This is a genomic window from Sediminibacterium sp. FW305-C-61 (assembly GCF_058231065.1).
Genome location: NZ_JBIQXR010000004.1, coordinates 285,067 through 306,533, shown reverse-complemented (window position 1 = coordinate 306,533; position 21,467 = coordinate 285,067). Strand labels below are relative to the sequence as shown.

20 protein-coding genes are annotated in these 21,467 nt (G+C 41.0%); 6 read left to right on the top strand and 14 right to left on the bottom strand.

The annotated features are described in order from the left end of the window. Positions 1-4: 4 nt before the first annotated feature. Positions 5-2,440 carry a replication restart helicase PriA gene (gene priA, locus ACH30E_RS12485; RefSeq protein ID WP_490825081.1) on the top strand — a complete coding sequence of 812 codons (2,436 nt, stop codon included), beginning with the start codon at positions 5-7 and terminating at the stop codon, positions 2,438-2,440. A gap of 15 nt (positions 2,441-2,455) precedes the next feature. After that, the gene (gene murB, locus ACH30E_RS12480) at positions 2,456-3,487 is read left to right on the top strand and encodes a UDP-N-acetylmuramate dehydrogenase (RefSeq protein WP_490825080.1); all 1,032 of its coding nucleotides are present in this window, start codon (positions 2,456-2,458) and stop codon (positions 3,485-3,487) included. A 79-nt stretch (positions 3,488-3,566) separates the two neighbouring features. Here the strand turns inward: murB and ACH30E_RS12475 are convergent, their stop codons facing one another. The 13 genes from ACH30E_RS12475 to ACH30E_RS12415 form a co-directional block, all read right to left on the bottom strand. Next, positions 3,567-4,931, bottom strand: coding sequence for an OmpA family protein (locus tag ACH30E_RS12475; RefSeq protein WP_490825079.1), 1,365 nt, complete (start codon positions 4,929-4,931; stop codon positions 3,567-3,569). A 72-nt stretch (positions 4,932-5,003) separates the two neighbouring features. After that, positions 5,004-5,543 (bottom strand): septal ring lytic transglycosylase RlpA family protein, encoded by a 540-nt coding sequence (locus ACH30E_RS12470; protein ID WP_490825078.1) that lies wholly within the window; start codon positions 5,541-5,543, stop codon positions 5,004-5,006. 182 nt (positions 5,544-5,725) lie between these two features. Next, entirely contained in the window at positions 5,726-6,028 is a 303-nt protein-coding gene (locus ACH30E_RS12465; RefSeq protein ID WP_490825077.1) for a thiamine-binding protein, read from the bottom strand. Then, the gene (locus ACH30E_RS12460) at positions 6,025-6,342 is read right to left on the bottom strand and encodes a DUF952 domain-containing protein (protein WP_490825076.1); all 318 of its coding nucleotides are present in this window, start codon (positions 6,340-6,342) and stop codon (positions 6,025-6,027) included. The genes ACH30E_RS12465 and ACH30E_RS12460 overlap by 4 nt, the downstream gene beginning before the upstream one ends. A gap of 22 nt (positions 6,343-6,364) precedes the next feature. Next, the gene (locus tag ACH30E_RS12455; protein WP_490825075.1) at positions 6,365-7,357 is read right to left on the bottom strand and encodes a chorismate synthase; all 993 of its coding nucleotides are present in this window, start codon (positions 7,355-7,357) and stop codon (positions 6,365-6,367) included. A 57-nt stretch (positions 7,358-7,414) separates the two neighbouring features. Next, positions 7,415-8,686, bottom strand: coding sequence for a 3-phosphoshikimate 1-carboxyvinyltransferase (aroA, locus tag ACH30E_RS12450; RefSeq protein WP_490825074.1), 1,272 nt, complete (start codon positions 8,684-8,686; stop codon positions 7,415-7,417). Positions 8,687-8,723: 37 nt separating this feature from the next. Then, a complete protein-coding gene (aroB, locus tag ACH30E_RS12445) occupies positions 8,724-9,743 on the bottom strand; it encodes a 3-dehydroquinate synthase (RefSeq protein WP_490825073.1) in 1,020 nt (339 codons plus the stop codon). A gap of 26 nt (positions 9,744-9,769) precedes the next feature. Further along, complete coding sequence (locus ACH30E_RS12440; protein WP_294992714.1) at positions 9,770-10,855, bottom strand: chorismate mutase; 1,086 nt, start codon at positions 10,853-10,855, stop codon at positions 9,770-9,772. A gap of 109 nt (positions 10,856-10,964) precedes the next feature. Further along, positions 10,965-12,656 carry a DEAD/DEAH box helicase gene (locus ACH30E_RS12435; RefSeq protein ID WP_490825072.1) on the bottom strand — a complete coding sequence of 564 codons (1,692 nt, stop codon included), beginning with the start codon at positions 12,654-12,656 and terminating at the stop codon, positions 10,965-10,967. Positions 12,657-12,794: 138 nt separating this feature from the next. Further along, the gene (locus ACH30E_RS12430) at positions 12,795-13,634 is read right to left on the bottom strand and encodes a prephenate dehydrogenase (RefSeq protein WP_490825071.1); all 840 of its coding nucleotides are present in this window, start codon (positions 13,632-13,634) and stop codon (positions 12,795-12,797) included. Beyond that, positions 13,631-14,797 carry a pyridoxal phosphate-dependent aminotransferase gene (locus ACH30E_RS12425; RefSeq protein WP_490825070.1) on the bottom strand — a complete coding sequence of 389 codons (1,167 nt, stop codon included), beginning with the start codon at positions 14,795-14,797 and terminating at the stop codon, positions 13,631-13,633. The genes ACH30E_RS12430 and ACH30E_RS12425 overlap by 4 nt, the downstream gene beginning before the upstream one ends. A gap of 3 nt (positions 14,798-14,800) precedes the next feature. Next, complete coding sequence (locus ACH30E_RS12420) at positions 14,801-15,655, bottom strand: prephenate dehydratase (protein WP_490825069.1); 855 nt, start codon at positions 15,653-15,655, stop codon at positions 14,801-14,803. A 552-nt stretch (positions 15,656-16,207) separates the two neighbouring features. Next, positions 16,208-16,381 (bottom strand): hypothetical protein, encoded by a 174-nt coding sequence (locus ACH30E_RS12415; protein WP_294992731.1) that lies wholly within the window; start codon positions 16,379-16,381, stop codon positions 16,208-16,210. Between the two features lie 143 nt (positions 16,382-16,524). On the opposite strand from ACH30E_RS12415, the gene ACH30E_RS12410 reads away from it, so the two are divergent. After that, positions 16,525-17,091, top strand: a complete 567-nt coding sequence (locus ACH30E_RS12410) for an RNA polymerase sigma factor (RefSeq protein ID WP_294992734.1) — start codon at positions 16,525-16,527, stop codon at positions 17,089-17,091. A gap of 5 nt (positions 17,092-17,096) precedes the next feature. After that, positions 17,097-18,200 (top strand): S1C family serine protease, encoded by a 1,104-nt coding sequence (locus ACH30E_RS12405; protein ID WP_294992737.1) that lies wholly within the window; start codon positions 17,097-17,099, stop codon positions 18,198-18,200. A 229-nt stretch (positions 18,201-18,429) separates the two neighbouring features. On the opposite strand, the gene ACH30E_RS12400 is transcribed toward ACH30E_RS12405, so the two are convergent. Further along, on the bottom strand, positions 18,430-19,332 hold the full coding sequence (locus ACH30E_RS12400) for a glycosyltransferase family protein (RefSeq protein ID WP_490825068.1): 903 nt from the start codon (positions 19,330-19,332) through the stop codon (positions 18,430-18,432). A 52-nt stretch (positions 19,333-19,384) separates the two neighbouring features. On the opposite strand from ACH30E_RS12400, the gene ACH30E_RS12395 reads away from it, so the two are divergent. After that, complete coding sequence (locus ACH30E_RS12395; protein ID WP_490825067.1) at positions 19,385-20,272, top strand: 1-aminocyclopropane-1-carboxylate deaminase/D-cysteine desulfhydrase; 888 nt, start codon at positions 19,385-19,387, stop codon at positions 20,270-20,272. A gap of 111 nt (positions 20,273-20,383) precedes the next feature. Beyond that, entirely contained in the window at positions 20,384-21,397 is a 1,014-nt protein-coding gene (locus ACH30E_RS12390; protein ID WP_490825066.1) for a hypothetical protein, read from the top strand. Positions 21,398-21,467 lie beyond the last annotated feature (70 nt).

The following is a 21,467-nucleotide window of genomic DNA, read 5'->3' as shown; positions in this document are numbered from 1 at the left end:
TCTTTTGTTCGCAGAAATTATTATACCTCTTGCCTTGCCTAAAAATTATACCTGGTCTATTCCCGAACAGTTCAGGCAATCTGTGCAGCCAGGAATCAGGGTTGAAGTAATGCTGGGTGGCAGAAAAAAATACGCAGGTATTATTAAAAAACTGTTTACAGAACAACCCGCAGCATTTAAACCCAGGGATATCATCAACATCCTGGATCAGGAACCTATACTTCATTCCCAACAGTTGGATTTCTGGGAATGGATGGCTCAATACTATATGTGTAGTGAAGGTGAAGTAATGCAGGCTGCATTACCGGCCAACCTGAAACTATCCAGCGAAAGTATTTTAATTTGGAACGAAGACAGATCAATGAATTTCAGCGATCTGTCTGATCATGAATACATGGTTGCCGAAGCGCTGGAAATAAAAAAAGAACTTCGGATAAGCGAAGTTCAAAAGCTATTGGATGTTACCCATGTTTATCCTGTTATTAAAAAACTAATTGAAAAAGAAGTTTGTTATGTCTGGGAAGAATTGAAAGAAAAATACGCTGAAAAAAAGCAGGTATTCATTGAACTGGCAGCTTCTTATCGTAATGAAGACGCTCTCTCGGATTTATTAAACAACTGGAGCCGTGCACCCAAACAAATGGAATTACTTCTCTCCTATATCCATCTGCTGAAAACAGAAGGCGAAGTAATTCAATCCGAATTATTAAAGAAAGCGAATGCAAGTGCTGCACAACTTAAAGGATTGATTGAAAAAGGAATATTGATTGCTGAAAAAAGAAGTACTGATCGTATTTATTTTAAAGGAGAACATTCTAAGATCAATTTCACTTTATCTGAAGCACAGACGAATGCATTAAATGAAATTAAAAGCAGTTTTGAAACAAAACAGGTTTGCCTCTTACATGGTGTAACAGCAAGTGGTAAAACGCAAATTTATACACAGCTCATTCAGGAACAGCTAGAGCTTGGCAGACAGGTTTTATATATGCTTCCCGAAATTGCGCTGACCGCCCAGATCATCAGAAGATTACAGGAATATTTTGGAAGTAATATTGCCATCTATCATTCCAAATTCAATGCGAATGAAAGGGTGGAAATATGGAACAAAGTAAAAAAAGGAGAAATAAAAATCATCCTGGGAGCAAGGTCTGCCCTCTTCCTTCCCTTTAAAGATCTTTCACTGATCATTGCTGATGAAGAGCACGATAATTCTTACAAGCAACAGGATCCTGCACCCCGATACCATGCAAGGGATGCGGCTATATATTATGCCAGCCAGTTTAAAGCAAAAGTATTATTGGGCAGTGCAACTCCCTCTGTTGAGAGCTATTTCAACTGTGAGCAGGGAAAATACGGGCTTGTTCATTTAGCCGAAAGGTATGGTGAAGCAAGGATTCCTTCCATTGAATTGGTTGACATAAAAAAATTCCAGCAAAAAGGTAAAATTGCTTTTACCCCGCCCCTTCTTGAAGCCATTGATCAATCACTGAAACAGCAAAAACAGGTAATTCTCTTTCAAAACCGAAGAGGGTACGCCCCATACCAGATTTGTAACACATGCGGCTGGATACCGCAATGCGAATATTGTGATGTAACCCTGACTTATCACAAGTTTAAAAACAAACTTACTTGTCATTATTGCGGCACCCAATACCCCGTAATACATACCTGTGCTGCTTGTGGCAGTCATGATTTTACCCAGAAGAATTTTGGAACTGAACAGATCGAAGAATTACTGAATGAACAATTTCCGGATGCCAGGGTAGCCCGAATGGATCATGATAGTGTTCGCGGAAAAAACGAACACGATGCCTTGATTAAACTATTTGAACAAAAAAGGCTCGATATATTGGTAGGAACCCAAATGGTGGTAAAAGGACTTGATTTTGAACATGTGAACCTGGTAGGAATAATAGACGCAGATGGAATTCTGGGATTTACCGACTTCAGGGTTAATGAAAAAGCATTCCAATTAATGGAGCAGGTAAGCGGAAGAGCCGGAAGAAAAGATGACCAGGGTAAAGTGCTGATACAAGTAAGCAATACCCGACATCCTGTATTAGGTTTTGTACAAAACCACGATTATGGGGCTTTGTACCAATATGAGATGTCTAACAGAAAAGAATTTCACTATCCTCCTTTTACCAGAATCATTCAATTGGTCTTTAAACACAAGGAAAAACATATCGCAGAAGAAGCTGCCAATATCATGATGTCAGCTCTTTCAACCCATTTCCCAAAAGAAATCAGCGGTCCGGCACAACCTGTGGTTGACAGGATAAGAAACCAATATCTTTGGGAGTTATTGATTAAATTGCCTAAAGACATGCTAAGGATCGGACAGTGCAAACAAATGATTTTACAACAAACTGCCATTTTACATTCGAACAAACGATACAGTTCTGTGAGAATTATAGTAAATGTTGACCCACTTTAATGCTACAGAGCTGCTATGTATCAAAATACCCCCTTCCTACCAGACTATTCACTAAAATCGCTGAACAGCTTTCATATAGATGTACGGGCCAGGTTCTATGCCTCTTTTCAATCTCACGAAATGATGCAGGAATTACTGGAACAATACCAGCATCTGCCTTATATGCCCATGCATATATTGGGAGGAGGAAGTAATATTTTATTTACAAGGGATGTAGATGGATTGGTACTACAAAATGCTTTGAAGGGTATTGAATTGGTGAATGAAGATGCAGATCATTATTATATAAGGGCACAGGCTGGCGAAAACTGGCACCAGTTTGTTTGTTACTGTATAGAACAGGGTTATGCGGGAGTAGAGAACCTAAGCCTTATTCCAGGCAGTGTAGGGGCATCTCCAATGCAGAATATTGGCGCCTATGGGGTTGAATTGAAAGATGTGTTCCATTCATTAGAAGCCTGGCATATCAACGAAAAACACAGGGAAACCTTTTACCTGAAAGACTGTGGTTTTGGCTACCGGGAAAGTGTGTTCAAAGAAAAATACAGGAACAGGTTTATTATTACAAGTGTTACCTACCGGCTTAATAAAAAACCGGTATACCAAACCGCTTATGGTGCCATAACGGAGGAACTTGAAAAGATGGGGGTACAGGAATTGAGTATTTCGGCCATTGCGAAAGCGGTAGTTAATATCAGGCAGTCGAAACTGCCGGATCCCACAATAACGGGTAATGCTGGTAGCTTTTTTAAGAACCCTACCATATCACAGCAACTATTTAAAAAGCTTCAGGAATCATTTCCAGATATAGTTGGTTATCCGGTGAATGATTCAAGAATAAAACTAGCCGCAGGCTGGTTAATAGAGCAATGTGGATGGAAGGGATACAGAAAAGGTGATGCAGGTTGTCATAGTCAGCAGGCACTAGTTTTGGTGAATTATGGCAATGCAACAGGTGCCGATATTTTTCTACTCTCCACAGAAATTATGGAATCGGTATTCAAAAAGTTTGGGGTAAGACTGGAAAGAGAGGTAAACATTATTTGATGTACAATATTTATAATAAAAAATAAACCCCGGTTGAAATTTCAACCGGGGTTTATTTTTTATTCAATTAATCTTTCGATTAATAATATTTCAGTTTCATTTCTACTCTTCTGTTAAGCGTACGACCTTTTGCAGTTTTGTTATCTGCAACAGGCTGAGAAGATCCAAAACCTTCAGAGCTAAGTCTTGAAGCATCAATTCCTTTGCTAACGATATAATCGTATACAGACTTAGCACGATTCTGACTCAATGGTACATTTACTTTATCAGAACCAGTATTATCGGTATGACCTTCAATATCCAGTTTCAGCGCCGCATCTTCTTTAAGAATAGCAACCACTTCATCAAGTGATTTGAAAGATTTAGTCTGCAATTTCGCACTACCGGTTACAAAGAATACATTTTTAGCGCTAGCTGCTACTTTCTTCACGATTTCTTCTTTCACTGCTGGACAACCATTGTTTTCTCTTACGCCAGGTACTGTTGGACATTTATCTTCTTCATCATTCACACCATCTTTGTCTGTATCCGGAACAGGACAACCCTGGTAACGGGCAACGCCTGCAACGGTTGGACATTTATCTTCTTCATCATTAATACCATCTTTATCGGTATCAGGAACAGGGCAACCATCGTATTTGGCAAGACCTTTAACGGTAGGGCATTTATCATTTTCATCATTGATACCATCACCGTCAGTATCCGGTACCGGACAACCGTCATATTTAGCAGTACCTGGTACTGTAGGACATTTGTCTTTACTATCCAGGATACCGTCGCCATCTGTATCTTTTTCAACAGGTGCAGGTGCAGGAGGCGGTGGAGTTACTACTACAGGCTCTTTTTTATCTTTAAGAGGAGAAGACAGGCCAATAGAGTAAGTCAGGTGGTTAACTGCAAGATTTGAAATTGCAGAACGGTGAACGAACTGGGTATGCAGAAAAGTTTCCTGTCCAAGGTTAAACTGAAGCCCCATACCAGCTGGTGCATACGCAGCAAAATATGTGCTTGTGTACATTGAAGCACCTAAACCAAAAGTGAGGTAAGGAACTACTTTGTATTTGTCTGTAAGCAACTTGATATTTGCAGCAGCATCAAGCTCTAATAAAAACTTTGCTGTAGTAGGCTGTGCTACACCACTTTTTTTATAAAAAGGATATTTCACATAAGAACCTGAAAGTGTTGCCTGGAAGTCAACATACTCAGTTAAGCCATTAAAATACTGTACACTTAGTCCTGGATCCAACTGGCTGAATGGCGTCCAATTTTTATTAGAAATAACAGATGATATAGAACTCCTGCTGATAGCTTCAGAGGTGTACATATCTTTAAGAATGAAATTGATACCAAGGGAGGGTCTTTTTTTATAGCTTGCTGGCGCATTTTGAGCGGTAGCAGAAAAAAACAAACCACTGGCTAATAAAGAAAAAAGCAGTTTCTTCATAAACAGGTTTTTATTAATTCCCACAAAAATACAGGGTGAATCTGATTTTCTGAAAATTAAGATAACTTTAAGTTATTCCGAACTTATACCCACTTGTTTTCTTGTATATGGAGTTAGTGGCTGTACAGCTACCCGGGTAATCCCGTTTTTTACAAAATTAAGCTCTGTAGCAGCGCTTTTACTGAGATCAACAACCCTTCCCTTTTTCTTCATACGGGCATGCATTCGGTCATTAATCAGCACTATTACGCTTTTATTATTTTTCAGATTGGTTACCTTAACCAGGGTATTAAGTTTAAAATGATTACTGGCAGCGGTAAGTTTAGCATGTCGAAAAACATCGCCCGTTGCTGTTTTCCTGCCCTCAAACTTTTTACTGTAATAACTGGCAATCCCTTTAACCTGCTTGCCACTGTAAGTAAACGTATCAATTGTACCGAGTGTATCACTAACAATGATCAAACTATCATTGAAGAAACGGCTACTATCTGAAGGTAAAGTATCTAAAGCAGGTATGGTATCCCTGGTCTGGTGCACACCCACTGGTTCCAGCCTTGCCCCGGAGGGAAGGAGAAAAATGAGTAAGACGATCAGGTACACAATAGTTTTCATATTATTCCTTTATCGCTGCCCCGAAGGGTTAATAAACCCATCCACCTATATAGTAAACGAGTAAATATTCAGCTTATTTTGTGTGACCCATTAGACCAAACACCATGCCAAAAAAAAGGTTTTACTCCAATAATTAGTTGAAGTAAAACCTTTAAATAATTAATAATCAAATGATTATTATCCTATCTATGCTTTTCTAGTTTCTCTGCGCTTGTGATGTCAGCGCCTGATCTAAGCTGCAATTGCACCCCTAAAATCCATTCCGGACAGCCTCTTTCCAGCAAATGCCTGTTTATTTTATCAATAACTCTCATAACTGACTCATAATCAGACTCAATAGAAGTATTAAATGCCCCTATCTCGTAAACTACTCCACTCGATTTAATGATATCGATTACTTCATCAACCCATTCATAAGGATGCAGGCTACCCGATTGAACAGGCAACATTTGAATCGACGCACTGACAATATTCGCATTACTCATGACAAAACAGGGTTTACTGCCACCACCGCATCAAGATTTAAGGGACCATGAATATGCGGAAACACTTCATTAATTGAACCCGCCAGCTCAAAAATCAATGGCCGTTCTACTTTATCACGCTGAATCGTTAACCTAACCAGCCCCTTCTGACCCTGATAATAACGCTCTAATACCCCCGCAACCTGGTCTTCGGTACTGCAGTGAATAAAACCCTCCGTTGCCAGACTATCGGCCGTATACACTCCCTCATTGGTTGCTTTCTCCCATTGGGCAGCTGTTGTAATATGATATATAAATTCAGATGAATTTTCCATTATCTAATTGAAATTGAATATTTTATAAAACTTTATTAATTTTTTGCTCGATCAACATAAAATCGACAAGTACCATTGCGGTTACCGCTTCCAGCACCACAGGTACGCGTAAGGCAATACATAAATCATGTCTTCCTTTTACAGAAAACCCTTCCACCTGCCCGGTTTCCCAATTCCAGGTTTGTTGTTCTTTTGGGGTAGAAGATGTTGGCTTCACTACAACCCTGTACACCAGTTCATTGCCATTGGTAATACCACCTACAACCCCACCAGCATGATTGGTGGAGGTAGTGCCATTGGCATCCATGATGGCATCATTGTGTTCAGTGCCAAACATCCTTGCCGCGGCAAACCCGGCCCCAAATTCCACGCCTTTTATGGCAGGAATGGAGAATACTGCATGTGACAGTACCGACTCAATTGAATCGAAAAAATGTTCCCCCAATCCAATAGGCAGCCCATTTGCCCTGCACTCTACAATTCCCCCAATACTATCTTTTTGGTCTATAGCCAGTTGAAGTCCTTTTTCAAGGTCTTTTTCTCCCCCTATTTCAAGAATATTGGCAGTAACACTAATATTTTTAAGCAGCTTTTTCGCAATTACCCCTGCTGCGACCAGGCATACGGTTAATCTTCCACTGAAATGTCCTCCGCCTCTGTAGTCCTCATACCCCCCATATTTAGCATTTGCGGTAAAATCAGCATGCCCCGGACGAGGTACTGCCCTTTGCTTTTCGTAATCACCACTCCGGGTGTTCTTATTTTCAAATAAGATTGTTAGCGGCGCTCCGGTTGTTTTTCCATTAAACAGCCCTGTTTTAAAGATGGGAATATCATCCTCTTTTCTTGGCGTAGTACCTTTCTGCACCCCTCCTTTTCTCCTTTCGATATCTGGCATAAAGTCTTCTACGGACAATTGGAGTCCTGCCGGACAACCATCCACTACCAGTCCGACACAATCACCGTGCGACTCTCCGAAAATATGAATCCTGAAAATGCGTCCGAATGAGTTCAAAATTTAAGGTTTTTAGGGGTTAGGGATTAGGTTTTAGGTTGTTGGCTTTGGTGGAGATTAATCAATGATAATATCTGCACCCAATAGTTTTAAATGATCATAAAAATCGGGATAGGATTTATTGATGGCATCGGCATCCTGAATGGTTACCGTGCCCTCAGCTTTTAATGCAGCTACAGCACAGGCCATAGCGATGCGGTGATCATGTCTTGAATGAACTATTCCAGCTTTCACTCCCGTTCCGCCTTTTACGAGCATCAGGTCATCCTGTAATACTATTTCAATACCCAATTTAGCAAACTCTTCCTGTAATGTTAGACCGCGGTCACTTTCTTTATGCGCCAGTCGGCTAACGCCCTCAATAACCGTAGTACCATCACAATAAGCTGCCAGGGCTACAAGTGGAGGAAACAGGTCAGGACAATCAGTCGCATTAAAGTGAAATGCCTTTAAAGGCAATGGAGAAACCTCAATTTGTTTTTCCTGTACAGATAAACGACAACCACAATCTATCAAAGCCTGTAATATAGCTTTATCGGCCTGGGTCGAAAAAACATCGAGCCCTGTTACGGTTATACCACCTGCAACAGCCCCTGCTACCAACAGAAAAGCTGCCCCGCTCCAGTCGCCTTCTACAGCGTAGCTGCGTGTTTCGTCTTCATTGATCTGCCTGCCATGAAAATCAAATCGCTCATATTGCTCATGCGTTACCTTCCAACCAAAATCCTGCATTACTTTCAGTGTAAGATCAATATAAGGCTTGCTTTTTAAATCTCGTACCCGAATAGAAGCACCATTTGCACCAGCCGCACCAAATGCCATCAATAGTCCGGTTAAAAACTGAGAGCTTAGTGAACCATCCACTTCAATATTGCCAGGTTGCAATGGCCCTTGTATCTGTAAGGGTAATTTACCCTCGTTCGATTGTATCCGTACATTCAGTTGCGGAAGTATCTCATCAAAAAAATGCATAGGTCTTGTGGTAAGGCTGCCACTACCATTAATTGTTAGTGCCTGTTCACTCAATGCTACAATAGGTGTAAACATGCGTATACCCAATCCACTCTCCCCACAATTAATTTCGGTACTCACTGGGTTAATCCCATTTGAATAAATCAGCAGATCACCATTTTCTTCAAATGAAATGGTTGCACCCAGCTTCTGAATTACATCAAGCGCTGCAAGGTCATCGTTGCTTTTGCCTGGGTTAATGATTCTGGTAGTACCTTTTGTTAATAATGCAGCAGCACAAGCCCTTTGCATACTGCTTTTACCTGCCGCTGCCCTTATATTTCCATGAATCGAAGATGGCTGTATACTTACCTGCATAAATAATAAACTGAATTACTGCCCTGCAGCAATCGCATTAAAACTGTTTGAAAATTTCTTCCAATTGAACAAACAACAATGGCTGCACCACACCCTTTCCGGTTTTTTCCAGCAGGATGTATTGTATACTCACGCTGTCCTTCTTTTTATCCTTCTGTAAAACTTTAAAAGCTTTTTTCTTGTCGAACTCTGCCATTGTTGGCAACCCATACCGGGTTAAGAGGTTCATAACCTGATCAGCATCTTTATACCCTTTTAACTGCTGCGACATAATTGCAGCGTAGGTCATACCAATACTGATGGCCTGTCCGTGACTAAGCTCATACATGTTTTCAATAGCATGTCCAAGCGTATGTCCAAAGTTGAGTAGTTTACGTTCACCGCTTTCAAACTCATCACCCAGTACCACTTTGGTTTTGATCATGGCATTTCGCTCAACCAGTGCTGACAATAGTTTTTTGTCTTGCTGGTATTGCTTCAATGTATGCTGCTGCAGTTGTTTAAACATGGCGGCATCTTTAATGCAGGCATGTTTAATAATTTCTGCAAAACCATTTCTCCATTCAGCAAGTGGCAAAGAAGCAAGTAAACTGTAGTCGTATAAAAGAAAAGAAGGTTGGCGAATCAATCCCACCATATTCTTGTAAATGCCTACATCAATACCATTCTTTCCTCCGATTGAAGCATCAACCATGGCTAATAAACTGGTGGGGACAAAACCAAACTCAATGCCGCGCATATAAATACCGGCTACATATCCGGTGATATCTGTAACAACACCTCCTCCAACACCCACAAGTATGGTTTTTCGGTCGGCACCCATTTCGATTAGCTGATCAATCAACACATCTACTGTTTGCTGAATTTTATAGGCTTCTCCGGGCTTTAGCACAATGGTGTTCCACCCTTTGAATTTCTTTTTATGGGCTTTAAAAACATGTTCATCTGTAACGAGTACAGCTTTTTCCTTGCCGGCTATTTTATCCAGCAGGTCGAAAGATGCATCGAAATAATACTGAACCGTTTTGGTTGCAAATTGAAAGCTTCTTTTTTTCATACCTGTTCCACATCAACCCTAATTGCTTAGGAGTTCATGATCTTATTCTGGTGATTGATACTTTCCATGTGTACGGCATCAAAATACTTGGTGATGAACTCACGGCTCAGCCCAAGTTTTTCTCCTTTGTCGAATGCCCGATCGAGAATGGCATTCCAGCGATTGGTTTGCAGGATAGTAATATTATTATCTTTCTTATACTGACCAATTTTATCGGCCACTTTCATTCTTTGTCCTAATAACTGCAACAGTTCATCATCGAGTTGATTAATCTGCTGGCGCATTTTTTCCATTGCTGCGTGCAGTTCTTCTGAACTGATGTCTTCCTTACGCCAGATGATCGAACCAATCATTTCACCCAAACGTTCAGGTGTAACCTGTTGTTTGGCATCGCTCCATGCATTATCCGGATCGATATGGCTTTCAATAATTAACCCATCAAAATCCAGGTCTATCGCTTTTTGTGCTACATCCATTAATATATCCCTACGACCACAGATATGAGAAGGGTCATTGATAAGCAGCATACCCGGGTTACGTCTTTTCATTTCAATTGCCAGGTGCCACATTGGGGCGTTTCTGTATTCAGTATTGCCGTAAGAGCTGAAGCCGCGGTGTATAAGACCAATATCTTCAATTCCTGATTTCGCTACGCGCTCTACTGCACCGATCCATAATTCCAAATCCGGGTTAATGGGGTTCTTAATTAATACAGGCACTTTCACTCCTTTTAATGCATCGGCAACTTCCTGCACACTAAAAGGATTAACGGTGGTACGTGCCCCGATCCATAATACATCCACATCAAAATGAAGCGCATCTTCAACTTGTTTACCGGTGGCTACTTCTACCGCTACTGGTAATCCCGAAGCTTTTCTTGCTTGCTGCAACCAGGGCAAACCCTTGGTACCAATACCTTCAAAACTTCCCGGACGTGTTCGTGGTTTCCAGATACCTGCTCGCAGAATATCTACTTTACCGGTAGCTGCCAGTCTGGTGGCAGTTTGAATTACCTGCTCTTCTGTCTCTGCACTGCAGGGACCAGAAATAATCAGTGGACGTTTTTGCAATAATGCCTCCACCGCTGTCTTTTGTTCGATTGCTTGCTCCATAAAATTAAAATGTATGATATCAGATCTCAGATGTCAGATGTCAGATGTCAGATGTATTATTTAATATATTTCAAATCTGACATCTGCCATCTGACATCTTAAAATGCAATTACTCCTCTCCTCTCCTCGGTTTTCTGCCGCCACCGCTGTCTGCGTCGTTCATCCGGATTCTTCTGCCTTTGTAGTTTTTACCATCAAGGGCGCGGATCATTTGATTGGCAGCTCCTTTATCTATTTCAATCCAACTGTTCATATCTTTCATGTCAATTCTTCCTAACACATCTTTTTTCAAATCGCTCATGTCAAGAATAAACTGCAGGAAGCTGGCTTTGTAGAAACCATCTTTTGTACCCAGGTTTACGAAAAGGCGACTAAATCCACCACCACGTTTGTATTCTTTACGATTATCCCCTTTTCCTGCATCACGACGGCGACCTTGATCGCCTGCGTCACTTTGTTCTTTCCTGCTTCTCTCACGGAAATTGAGATCCTCTGCATTTTCATAATACTTGAGGAAACGATCGAATTCCATTGCGGCTACGCGTTTCAACACTTCCTCTTTGCTCACATCCGCAAATTTTTCTGCCAGCATGGGAACATAAGTTTCATAATCACCATGACTAATATCTGCCGACAGTAATTTATCCATGAAATGAAAGAACTGTTTACGGCACACATCTTTACCACTTGGAATATCCAGCTTATGGAATCTGGAGTTATTGATGCGTTCTATTTGTTTCAGGCGATACATTTCCCTGCTGTGGACAATAGAAATGCAAATACCTACATTACCTGCTCTACCGGTTCTTCCGCTTCTATGGGTATACACTTCAACATCATCGGGTAATTCGTAGTTGATTACATGGGTAATACCTTGCACATCAATACCACGCGCAGCAACATCTGTTGCAATAAGTAATTGCAGGCTTTTGTCTCGGAATTGTCCCATTACCTTATCACGCTGAGCCTGGGTAAGATCGCCATGTAATGCATCGATATCATATCCTTCGCGTGTAAGACGCTCAGAAATTTCCTGTGCATCTATTTTAGTACGGGTAAAAATGATACCATAGATACCGGGATTAAAATCAATGATCCTTTTCAGTGTTTCATAACGATGCTGTGAACTGGTTACATAGTACTGGTGATCGATGCTTTTGTTAGCAGTGTTTACCTTACCTACTGTAACTTCTGCAGGTTCTTTCATGTAACGCTTGCTCACTTTCCTGATTTCAGGAGGCATGGTTGCACTGAAGAGCCATGTACTTTCACGCTGAGGGGTATTTTTCAGGATAAATTCAATATCATCCTGAAAGCCCATATTCAGCATTTCGTCAGCCTCATCAAGCACTACGTACTTAATTTCTTCCAGGTTGATGGCTTTTCTTTCAATCAAATCAATTAATCGGCCCGGGGTAGCTACTACAATCTGTGTTCCTCTTTTGAGGTCGCGAATTTGTAAACCAATTGACGCGCCTCCGTAAACTGCTACTACCGAAACTCCGGTCATATATTTTTTAAACAGTTCAATTTCTTTTACGATCTGTAAACAGAGTTCGCGTGTAGGGCATATCACTAATGCCTGTGGGTGTTTTGCTTTTGCGTCGATCACATGTAAGAGTGGTAAACCAAAAGCAGCCGTTTTACCTGTTCCAGTTTGAGCCAGACCAATAAAGTCTTTCGTACCACTCAACAGAATGGGTATTGCCTGTTCCTGAATCTGGGTTGGGTTCACATACCCCAACTCATCGGTTGCCTGAACCAATCTCGCATCAATTCCTAACGCTTCAAATGTCGTCATGTATAATTTTTTTTGCAAAGTTACCCAATATCAGGGGCTTTGCGGGTTTTATTTGGGAACAGAGCCGGTGAATGGTCAATGGTGAATTGTCAATATGAATACACCTATTCACCATTCACCATTGACCATTCACGCCCCCTATTTCAAAATTCTTCTAATCCCATTCGCATGTTCAATCAATTCCTGGAGGTAATCGAAATTCTCTTTTTCCAGACAGGCTTTGAACTTGCGCAATTGGGCAATGTGTTCATTTAGTACATCCAGCACATTCTCCCGGTTTTGCATAAAAATCGGAACCCACATAGCTGGGTTACTTTTGGCCAGTCGAACGGTACTTTCAAAACCACCGCTGGCCAGTTCGAAAATGGCATCCTCTTCTCTTTCTTTCTCCAATACGGTATTGGCAAGCGCAAAAGAAGTAATATGTGAAATATGACTCACATAAGCCACATGTACATCATGGTCATCGGCCTTCATGTATAGTAAGTGCATGCCCAATGTTTTGTAAACCTGCTCTACCAGTTCAACCGCATCTGTATCACTTTCTTCCTTCGAGCATATTACAGTGGCTTTATCGGCAAATGCGGTACTTATAGCCGCATCCGGTCCACTGTATTCTGTACCCCACATAGGGTGTGTAGCCACGAATCTTCCTCTCTTAGGATGGTTTGCCACCGATTCACAGATGACTTTTTTGGTAGATCCTACATCCATTACCACCTGTTTTGAAACCATGTCCAAAATACCCGGCAACAGTGCTTCAGCAGCATCAATAGGTGTAGCAAGTACAATTAGATCTGAATCAGCAATTGCTTTAGGCAAAGATTCAATGGCATCTGCCAGTCCAAGTTCCAGGGCGCGTTTAGCGTGTTTTTCATTCTGTTCCACGCCGGTTACAAAAGATGCAACTCCATTTGCCTTTAAGGTAAGTGAGAGTGAGCCTCCGATTAAACCGGTTCCGATAATTGTAATCCTCATTTTACTAATCTTGTTTTGATGCGTTGAATAGCTTCTTCAAATCTTTCTATACTTCCACAAAGACTCACCCTGATATATCCATTACCGGCATCACCAAATATGCCACCGGGAGTAATGAATACGGAAGCTTCATACAATACTTTATCACTTAAGGCAAAACCATCGGTAAAAGTTGCTGGAATTTTAGCCCAAACAAACATGCCTACCTGTCCAGTTGCATAACTGCAGTTCAGCAGGTCAAGCATTTCAAAAACCTTGGTCCTTCGTTCTGCATAAATAGTATTGATTGAATCGTACCAGTCTTTTCCGAGTTCCAAAGCCTTTGCCGCTGCCAGTTGAACCGGAAGAAACATCCCGCTATCCATATTACTTTTGAAACGAAGTACTTCATCAATCCTTTCTTTGGCTGCTGCCAGCATTCCTACCCTCCATCCTGCCATATTCGAACTTTTACTAAGCGAATTAAGTTCCAGTACGACTTCTTTTGCACCAGGAATGCTCAGTAAGCTAACTGGTTGTTCATTTAAGATGAAGCTATATGGATTATCATGACAGATCAGGATATTATGTTTCTGTGCAAACGCAATCAGCTTTTCAAAGAAACTGGCAGAGGGTAATTGTCCGGTAGGCATATGCGGGTAATTCACCCACATCAGTTTTACATTCGACAGGTCTGATTGTGCTAAGGCATCCAGGTCTGGTTGCCAGTTATGCTCTTCCGATAAAGTATAGGGCACTGGCTTTGCGCCCGCCAATTTAACGGCACTGCTATAAGTAGGGTATCCCGGATTAGGTATCAAAGCTTCATCCCCATTATTGAGGTAAGTCATGCAGATATGCATGATCCCTTCCTTACTACCAATAAGCGGCAATATTTCTGTTTCTGGATCAAGTGAAACGCCATACCATTGCTGATACCAGGTTACCACTGCTTTGCGTAAAACCGGGGATCCTTTATAGCTCTGGTAAGCATGTACATTGGGTTGTGCCGCAGTGTCCTGCAATACACGAATCACTTCAGGATGTGGGGGCAGGTCTGGGCTACCGATTCCCAAATTGAGTATATCTTTTCCAGCTTTGTTAAGCGTATCAATTTCACGCAGTTTTTGCGAGAAATAATACTCTCCGATTCCATCCAGTCTATTCGCGGTCTTGATCAGCATAAATTATCCTTTTATAAGTTTTCCTTTCCGGTAAACTCCAAATATTTTAACGTTATTGGTAAGTGATGTTAGTGATGCCAGCACTTTATCTAACTGGCTTCTTTTTTCAAATTCCATATCAACATAGAATCCGTATTTGAAATGGCTACCCGGGATAGGCATGCTTTGCAATTTGCTCAGGTTAATACCTCCTGATGCAATGGTGGTTAACACTTTCGATAAAGCACCTCTGGCATGATTGGTTTGAAAATAAAGGGATGCCTTATTTGCATTGGGATCCTCTTTTGTTTCGTTTGCCCGTTTTAATACCAGGAAACGGGTAACATTATTTTTCATGGTATGTATATCAGGACCAATAACATCCAGCTTAAAAAGTTCAGCGGCGAGTTTACTCGCGATAGCTGCTGTATGTTTACTTCTGTGTTGTTGCAGGTGTTTTGCACTCAGGGCTGTATCTTCTGTTTCAACCAGTTTCCATGGGTGTTGTTCCAGGTAATCAAGGCATTGAAGAATGGCCATTGGATGACTATGCACTTCTTTGATGTCTTCCAGTTTTACACCGTGGTTAACGAGAAGGTTTTGGCTGATAGAAAGGTAAACTTCTCCAACAACTTTAAGTTTGCTTTTTTGAAGAAGGTTATAGTTAGGAAGGATGCTTCCGGCTATGGAATTTTCAATAGCCATTATTCCACCTGCAGATTGTTTGGCATCACCTGCAATATGAATAAGGTCGCGGAAATTCGCGCATGGAATTACTTCCACATCTTTCCCAAAAAATGACCTTGCCGCCACCTGGTGAAAACTCCCTTCATATCCCTGAATGGCAATGCCACCTTTAATATTTCCAACTGATTTCATAAACGAAAAATTTTCTCTCCTACCCACTTCAATATTTTTATTTCTTATTGCTTATCTCTGTTTACCACAAAAAAAATCCCGACCATTTGGCCGGGATTCTATATCTAGTATTTTCTATTTCTTAAGCTTTAGCAAATACAACCCGGCTCCTTTGATTAAAGAAGTAATAAAAGAAAAAATAAAACCAGGTATTGTTTGCTTTTGTGTTCATTGAGTCAAATATAGAACAGTAAATAATACCAACCATCAAGTCATTAAAAAAAATTATACTAACAAACCTTCGTTTCCCTCGTCGTATGTTTCAACCGGGGTTGAAACACTCCTTTGGATGATGATTGTTTATGAAACATAAAATACCTCAGTAAAGAAGGATGCTAAAACAGGAAACGTCCGTCATTTTGAGGAGCGCACAAGGGCTGCGACAAAAAAAAAGCCCCTCCGTGGAAACGGAGCGGCCTCTAACGATTGCTTGCCATATGAAAATTCTTATAGAAACCAGTACTGCCGGCAAGCAGGCCCTACTAAACAGGAATCACCTGGTTTCGAATTCAATTACTTAGCTACGGCTGTAGTATCAGCTGCAGGAGCAGTTGTGTCAGCAGCAGGAGCAGTTGTTGTATCTGCAGCTACAGGAGCAGCAGCAGTATCTGCAGTTGCTTCTTTGTTTTCACCTGAATTACATGCAGCGAAAGCGCCTAATGCTAGAACGACTAATAATTTTTTCATTGTGTGGTTTTTTTTGAGTGATTTTGATGTTAATACCCGGATATAATAAAAGGTAACCCGGGTTATCGGATTTTTTTCAAAAAAAAGTTTTCGCAGTATTTTGGGTTACTTTTACCGACCTCAACGTATTAAAAGAACATTTAGTGAAAGCTGATACTAACGAACAAGCATTACTGAAAGGACTGGCAAATAACGATTCCAGGGCTATTGAGACCATCTACAAGGAGAATTTCAATACCATACAGGCTTTTATACTAAATAACAACGGTTCTTATGACGACGCCAGGGATATTTTTCAGGAAGCAATGATTGCGCTGTATGAAAAAGCACAAAGCGAATCATTTGTCTTAACCTGTCAAATTAAAACCTATGTATATTCCATATGCAGGCGTTTATGGCTTAAAAGACTTCAGCAATTGGGAAGGTATACTAATCAGGTGGACAGCCTGGAGGAGACTGTACCGGTGGAAGAAGACCTCGAAAACCATGAAAAACGAAACGCCGCTTTCGCCATCATGGATCGGGCGATGAATAGTCTGGGAGAACCCTGCAAGAGCTTATTAGAAGGTTATTACCTTAAAAAAATGGGCATGCAGGAATTGGCTTCGGAATTTGGTTATACCAATGCCGATAATGCCAAAAACCAAAAGTATAAATGTTTAATGCGCTTAAAGAAACTCTTCTTTGCGCAATATAATATCGGAGAGTAAGTACCATGGATGATATTTTATTACTAGAAGCCATAGAAAGATACCTCAGCGACGACATGAGCGCCGAAGAGCGTACCTATTTCGAAAACCTCCGCAAAAACACCCCTGAGATCGACCAGATGGTTGTTGAACATAACATGTTCCTGCACCAGATGGATATGTATGCGGCCCACCGTAACCTCCGACACAGTATTCATGAAACCCACCAGCGCCTGCTCGAAAGAGGAGATATCAATGAAGGTGGCGACATCAGTACCCGTGGTCGTGTAATTCAGTTATGGAATAAATACAAGCGCGTTACAGCTATTGCAGCAGGTGTAGGTGGTGTAATTGCACTTTTTATCAGCGGTATTGTCATGTATTTTGCACCTGCTGTAAATGGCAACCAGTTGCAACAACTTAGCAACGATATTGCTGTGATCAAAAGAAACCAGCAGGTACAGGGTAACCTTATCAATGAAGTAAAAAGCAAATTACCCGAAGGTGTTCGCTTTGTCAGCGGTGGTTCCGGTTTCTTAATCGACCCTAAGGGCTATATTATTACCAATGCACACGTACTGAAAGGCTCTGGTGCTATTGTGGTAAACAGTAAAGGACAGGAATTCAGTGCTGATATCGTTCATATTGACCACGAAAAAGACCTGGCCCTCCTGAAAGTAACCGACAAAGAATTTGTTCCCCGTAAAAGCCTGCCATACGGCATCCGTAAAAACAGTTCTGACCTCGGAGAAGAAATCTATACACTCGGCTACCCACGTAATGAAATCGTTTATGGAATGGGTTACCTGAGCGCACGCAGTGGACTGGAAGGCGACTCACTCTCCTACCAGCTTCAAATGAGTGCCAATCCAGGCAACTCAGGTGCACCAGTTCTCAACAGCAATGGCGAAATCATCGGCGTACTCAGTACCAGACAAACTTCAGCAGAAGGTGTGGTATTCGCTGTTAAATCAAGAAATATATTCCGCATTGTTGATGCGTTCCGCAAAAGCGATACCGCAGAAAAAATAAAACTCCCATCAAAATCCAGCCTCAAAGGCGTACAACGCAAACAGCAGATCGCAGAAGTGGAAGATTGTGTGTTCTATGTTAAGGCGTTTGCGAAATAATTTGATAATTTGAAAATTTGAGAATTTGAAAATTTGAAAATGAGGGTTTTAAACATTGGTTTTGTTAATAATGAAATTAATTAAAATAGCCCCTGCGAATGCAGGGGCTATTTTAATTATAAAATTATTTCTACCAAATCTGAAATCTGCGATCTGAAATCTGAAATCTGACATCTGCCATCTGCCATCCAAATCCGACATCAGCCATCAGACATCCGCCATTCAAATCTTATCTCCAAAGACTACCCGGATACTCTCCCGCAGCTACAAGTTTATTAATGCTCTCCTGCACTCCCGGTGCATCTTCTTTATAAGTTACACCAAACCACTGGGCTGAAGTAGGAATAACTTTTACTACACCTTTACCTGACTGCACAAAATGTTTGGTTACGGTAGGGATGTAAAATTCAGATTTCAATTCTTGTCCATGTTCCTTGAGGAAAGTTTCAAATAATGTTTCTGCATGACCAATAAAACCAGGTGCGAAACAGAGGTAGTTCATACTTACCAGACTTGATTCAGGTAAGCTGGTCAGCTTCTCATCTTCCTCGTATACAATACCACCTTCCGGCTGGGCATATATTTTCGTACGTTCATTGATATCAGTAAGATTACCATCGGCACTTACTTCACAAACACCTCTGCTAACCGTACCATTATCACTCAAAGTATTTTTGAGGTGATAACCAATGATGCAGTAAGTCTGCTCATTGCATTCAGTAGTTAAAAAAGTATAGGCTTTTTCAAAAGCATCTTTTCCATAGAAATCATCTGCATTAATAACAGCAAATGGCTCATTGATTTTTCCTTTACAGCACAATACTGCATGACCAGTACCCCATGGTTTGGAGCGATCTGCGGGAAATGCATAGCCATTGGTAAAGGCCGATAAGTCCTGGTAAACATAATCGGTAGCTATTTTACCTTGTAATTTAGGCTCAAAAATGGCTTTAAACTGTTCCGCAAATTCTTCACGGATGATAAATACAACTTTGCCAAATCCGGCACGAATTGCATCATAAATTGAATAATCCATGATAGTTTCGCCATCAGGGCCGAAAGACTGAATTTGTTTCATACTGCCATAACGGCTCGCCATACCGGCTGCAAGAATCACTAAAGTCGGTTTCATAGTACAGTTTGATTCAACGAAACTATAACTTTCAGGCCTACAATAAGATAGGATGTTGATAAATATTGAAAATATTTATATTCAGTCACTAAAGGCATTATCCATTAATGGAATTCAAACCGACATACTCCGGCTTGATCAGGTGCACCCCATTATTAGTGGCAACAAATGGTTTAAATTAAAATATTACCTGGAAGAAGCTGTTGAACAGAACGCGCAATGCCTCGCCAGTTTTGGGGGCGCATATTCGAACCATATAGTGGCACTTGCCTGTGCAGGGTATGAAAAAGGTATTACCACCAAAGGTTTTATCAGGGGCGATCAAGCAACCCCGCTTTCTCCCACCCTGCTCGAAGCAAAGCAATATGGCATGGAATTGGTTTTTGTTGACAGGACTACTTACAGAGACAAAGATGCCATCATGCACCAATACCATCAGCCGGGCATTTATTGGATACCCGAAGGAGGATATGGAAAACTGGGTGCCAAAGGTGCGGGCGATATTTTAAGTACAGCAGATACATCGGGTTATGACTATATCATCTGCGCAACCGGCACTGGAACTATGCTTAGCGGACTAATACAATCAGCTCAGGACAACCAAAACATCCTTGGCATCAGCGTATTGAAAAATCATCACTCACTTATGAGTGAGGTTACTTCTCTCAATTATTCTAACAAAGACATGGCATTTGGCTCCATGCAGGGATATGATTTTGGAGGATATGCCAAACATACCCAATCGTTAATCGATTTCATGAACGAGCTTTGGCTGGCAGATCAATTACCTACTGATTTTGTCTATACCGCAAAATTATGTTACGGTGTCAGGGACATGATCCAAACAAATCAAATTCTTCCAGGTAGTCGTTTGCTGCTGATACATAGCGGCGGCTTACAGGGAAATCGTTCATTAAGCGCCGGCAAGCTTTTATTTTAACTATTTGTTGCCACTGAGGACACAGAATTACACAGAAGGATTCAGTGCTTTTCTGTGTATTCAGTGGCAATCACCCGAATTTTAATCCCCATGCACTATATATTTGTATGAATGAAACACTGGAGCCTGTTATTTATTATTTGTCTTGGAAGTATCATGCACCTGTCTGCACAAAGAGCTTTGCCGGGATTTACCATTCAGGAATTAGGAAAGGGAAAAGTTAGCATCAGTTGGATCAACCCCTATCCTACCTGTAATCAACTGGCCATTCAACGCTCTACTGACAGCATTAATTTCAGAACCATCTTTTCGGCACAATCGCCCGAACTGCCACGTAATGGTTATGTTGATATTAAAGTGCCTCCTGCTCCAAAAGTTTATTACCGCATATTTTATGTTCTCGCTGGGGGCAATTACTTTTTTACGGATATTAAAAAATCATCCGATAATACTGTTGAAGAAGCCGTTAAAAAAGCAGATGATGTTTCAGAACGAATCATCATACCTGCAGACATCATTAAAAAAGACAGTACGGCAAGTGGTACAACAGAAAAATTGATTCGCATTTACAAGCGTGATCAATTTGTATATACATTGAATACAGAGGAATACCGTCGCTTCAGAGACTCCATCATCAAATACACACAGGATTCTTTATCATTGATTAAATCGGGTGAAATCAACTGGAAACCATTCATTCCAAAACCAAAGGAATACGTAAGCGTATTTGTAAAAGACACATTACTGGTACAGATTGAACTCCCCTTCTATAAAAGATTCAAAGACTCTATTGCCGCCAACACAAAAGATACCCTTACCAATATCACTACCTTCCGCGCAGAGCTTTCCCGCTTTGTTCCCAAACCCGTTTGGAAACCATCGGTATATGTGTACACCAACAACAACGGCTACCTCAACATAAGTCTGCCTGCACAGGACTTTCAAGCCTACCATATTGTTTTCTTCGACCAGCAAGGAAAAGAACTCTTCCGCATCCAGAAAATGAAAGAAGCAGAACTGATTTTAGACAAAGCCAATTTCAAAAAAAGCGGATGGTATGAATTTGAACTCTTCAAACACAATGTTCTGGTGGAGAAGAATAAGTTTTTCCTGCAAAAAGACTGAGGCAACAGAGGAACAGATGAACAGAGGAACAGAAGAATATTGAATGTAGAATGATATAAATTGATGAGGC

Bases quoted from the DNA above. Each gene is read 5' to 3' on its own strand.
- ACH30E_RS12425 (WP_490825070.1), bottom strand. From the start codon at position 14,797: ATGCTGATCAAGACCGCGAATAGACTGGATGGAATCGGAGAGTATTAT.
- ACH30E_RS12475 (WP_490825079.1), bottom strand. From the start codon at position 4,931: ATGAAGAAACTGCTTTTTTCTTTATTAGCCAGTGGTTTGTTTTTTTCT.
- ACH30E_RS12400 (WP_490825068.1), bottom strand. From the start codon at position 19,332: ATGAAACCGACTTTAGTGATTCTTGCAGCCGGTATGGCGAGCCGTTAT.
- ACH30E_RS12440 (WP_294992714.1), bottom strand. From the start codon at position 10,855: ATGGAGCAAGCAATCGAACAAAAGACAGCGGTGGAGGCATTATTGCAA.
- ACH30E_RS12470 (WP_490825078.1), bottom strand. From the start codon at position 5,543: ATGAAAACTATTGTGTACCTGATCGTCTTACTCATTTTTCTCCTTCCC.
- ACH30E_RS12420 (WP_490825069.1), bottom strand. From the start codon at position 15,655: ATGAAATCAGTTGGAAATATTAAAGGTGGCATTGCCATTCAGGGATAT.
- ACH30E_RS12465 (WP_490825077.1), bottom strand. From the start codon at position 6,028: ATGAGTAATGCGAATATTGTCAGTGCGTCGATTCAAATGTTGCCTGTT.
- ACH30E_RS12415 (WP_294992731.1), bottom strand. From the start codon at position 16,381: ATGAAAAAATTATTAGTCGTTCTAGCATTAGGCGCTTTCGCTGCATGT.
- ACH30E_RS12395 (WP_490825067.1), top strand. From the start codon at position 19,385: ATGTTGATAAATATTGAAAATATTTATATTCAGTCACTAAAGGCATTA.
- ACH30E_RS12405 (WP_294992737.1), top strand. From the start codon at position 17,097: ATGGATGATATTTTATTACTAGAAGCCATAGAAAGATACCTCAGCGAC.
- ACH30E_RS12460 (WP_490825076.1), bottom strand. From the start codon at position 6,342: ATGGAAAATTCATCTGAATTTATATATCATATTACAACAGCTGCCCAA.
- aroA (WP_490825074.1), bottom strand. From the start codon at position 8,686: ATGCAGGTAAGTATACAGCCATCTTCGATTCATGGAAATATAAGGGCA.
- ACH30E_RS12430 (WP_490825071.1), bottom strand. From the start codon at position 13,634: ATGAGGATTACAATTATCGGAACCGGTTTAATCGGAGGCTCACTCTCA.
- ACH30E_RS12435 (WP_490825072.1), bottom strand. From the start codon at position 12,656: ATGACGACATTTGAAGCGTTAGGAATTGATGCGAGATTGGTTCAGGCA.
- murB (WP_490825080.1), top strand. From the start codon at position 2,456: ATGTATCAAAATACCCCCTTCCTACCAGACTATTCACTAAAATCGCTG.
- ACH30E_RS12390 (WP_490825066.1), top strand. From the start codon at position 20,384: ATGAAACACTGGAGCCTGTTATTTATTATTTGTCTTGGAAGTATCATG.
- aroB (WP_490825073.1), bottom strand. From the start codon at position 9,743: ATGAAAAAAAGAAGCTTTCAATTTGCAACCAAAACGGTTCAGTATTAT.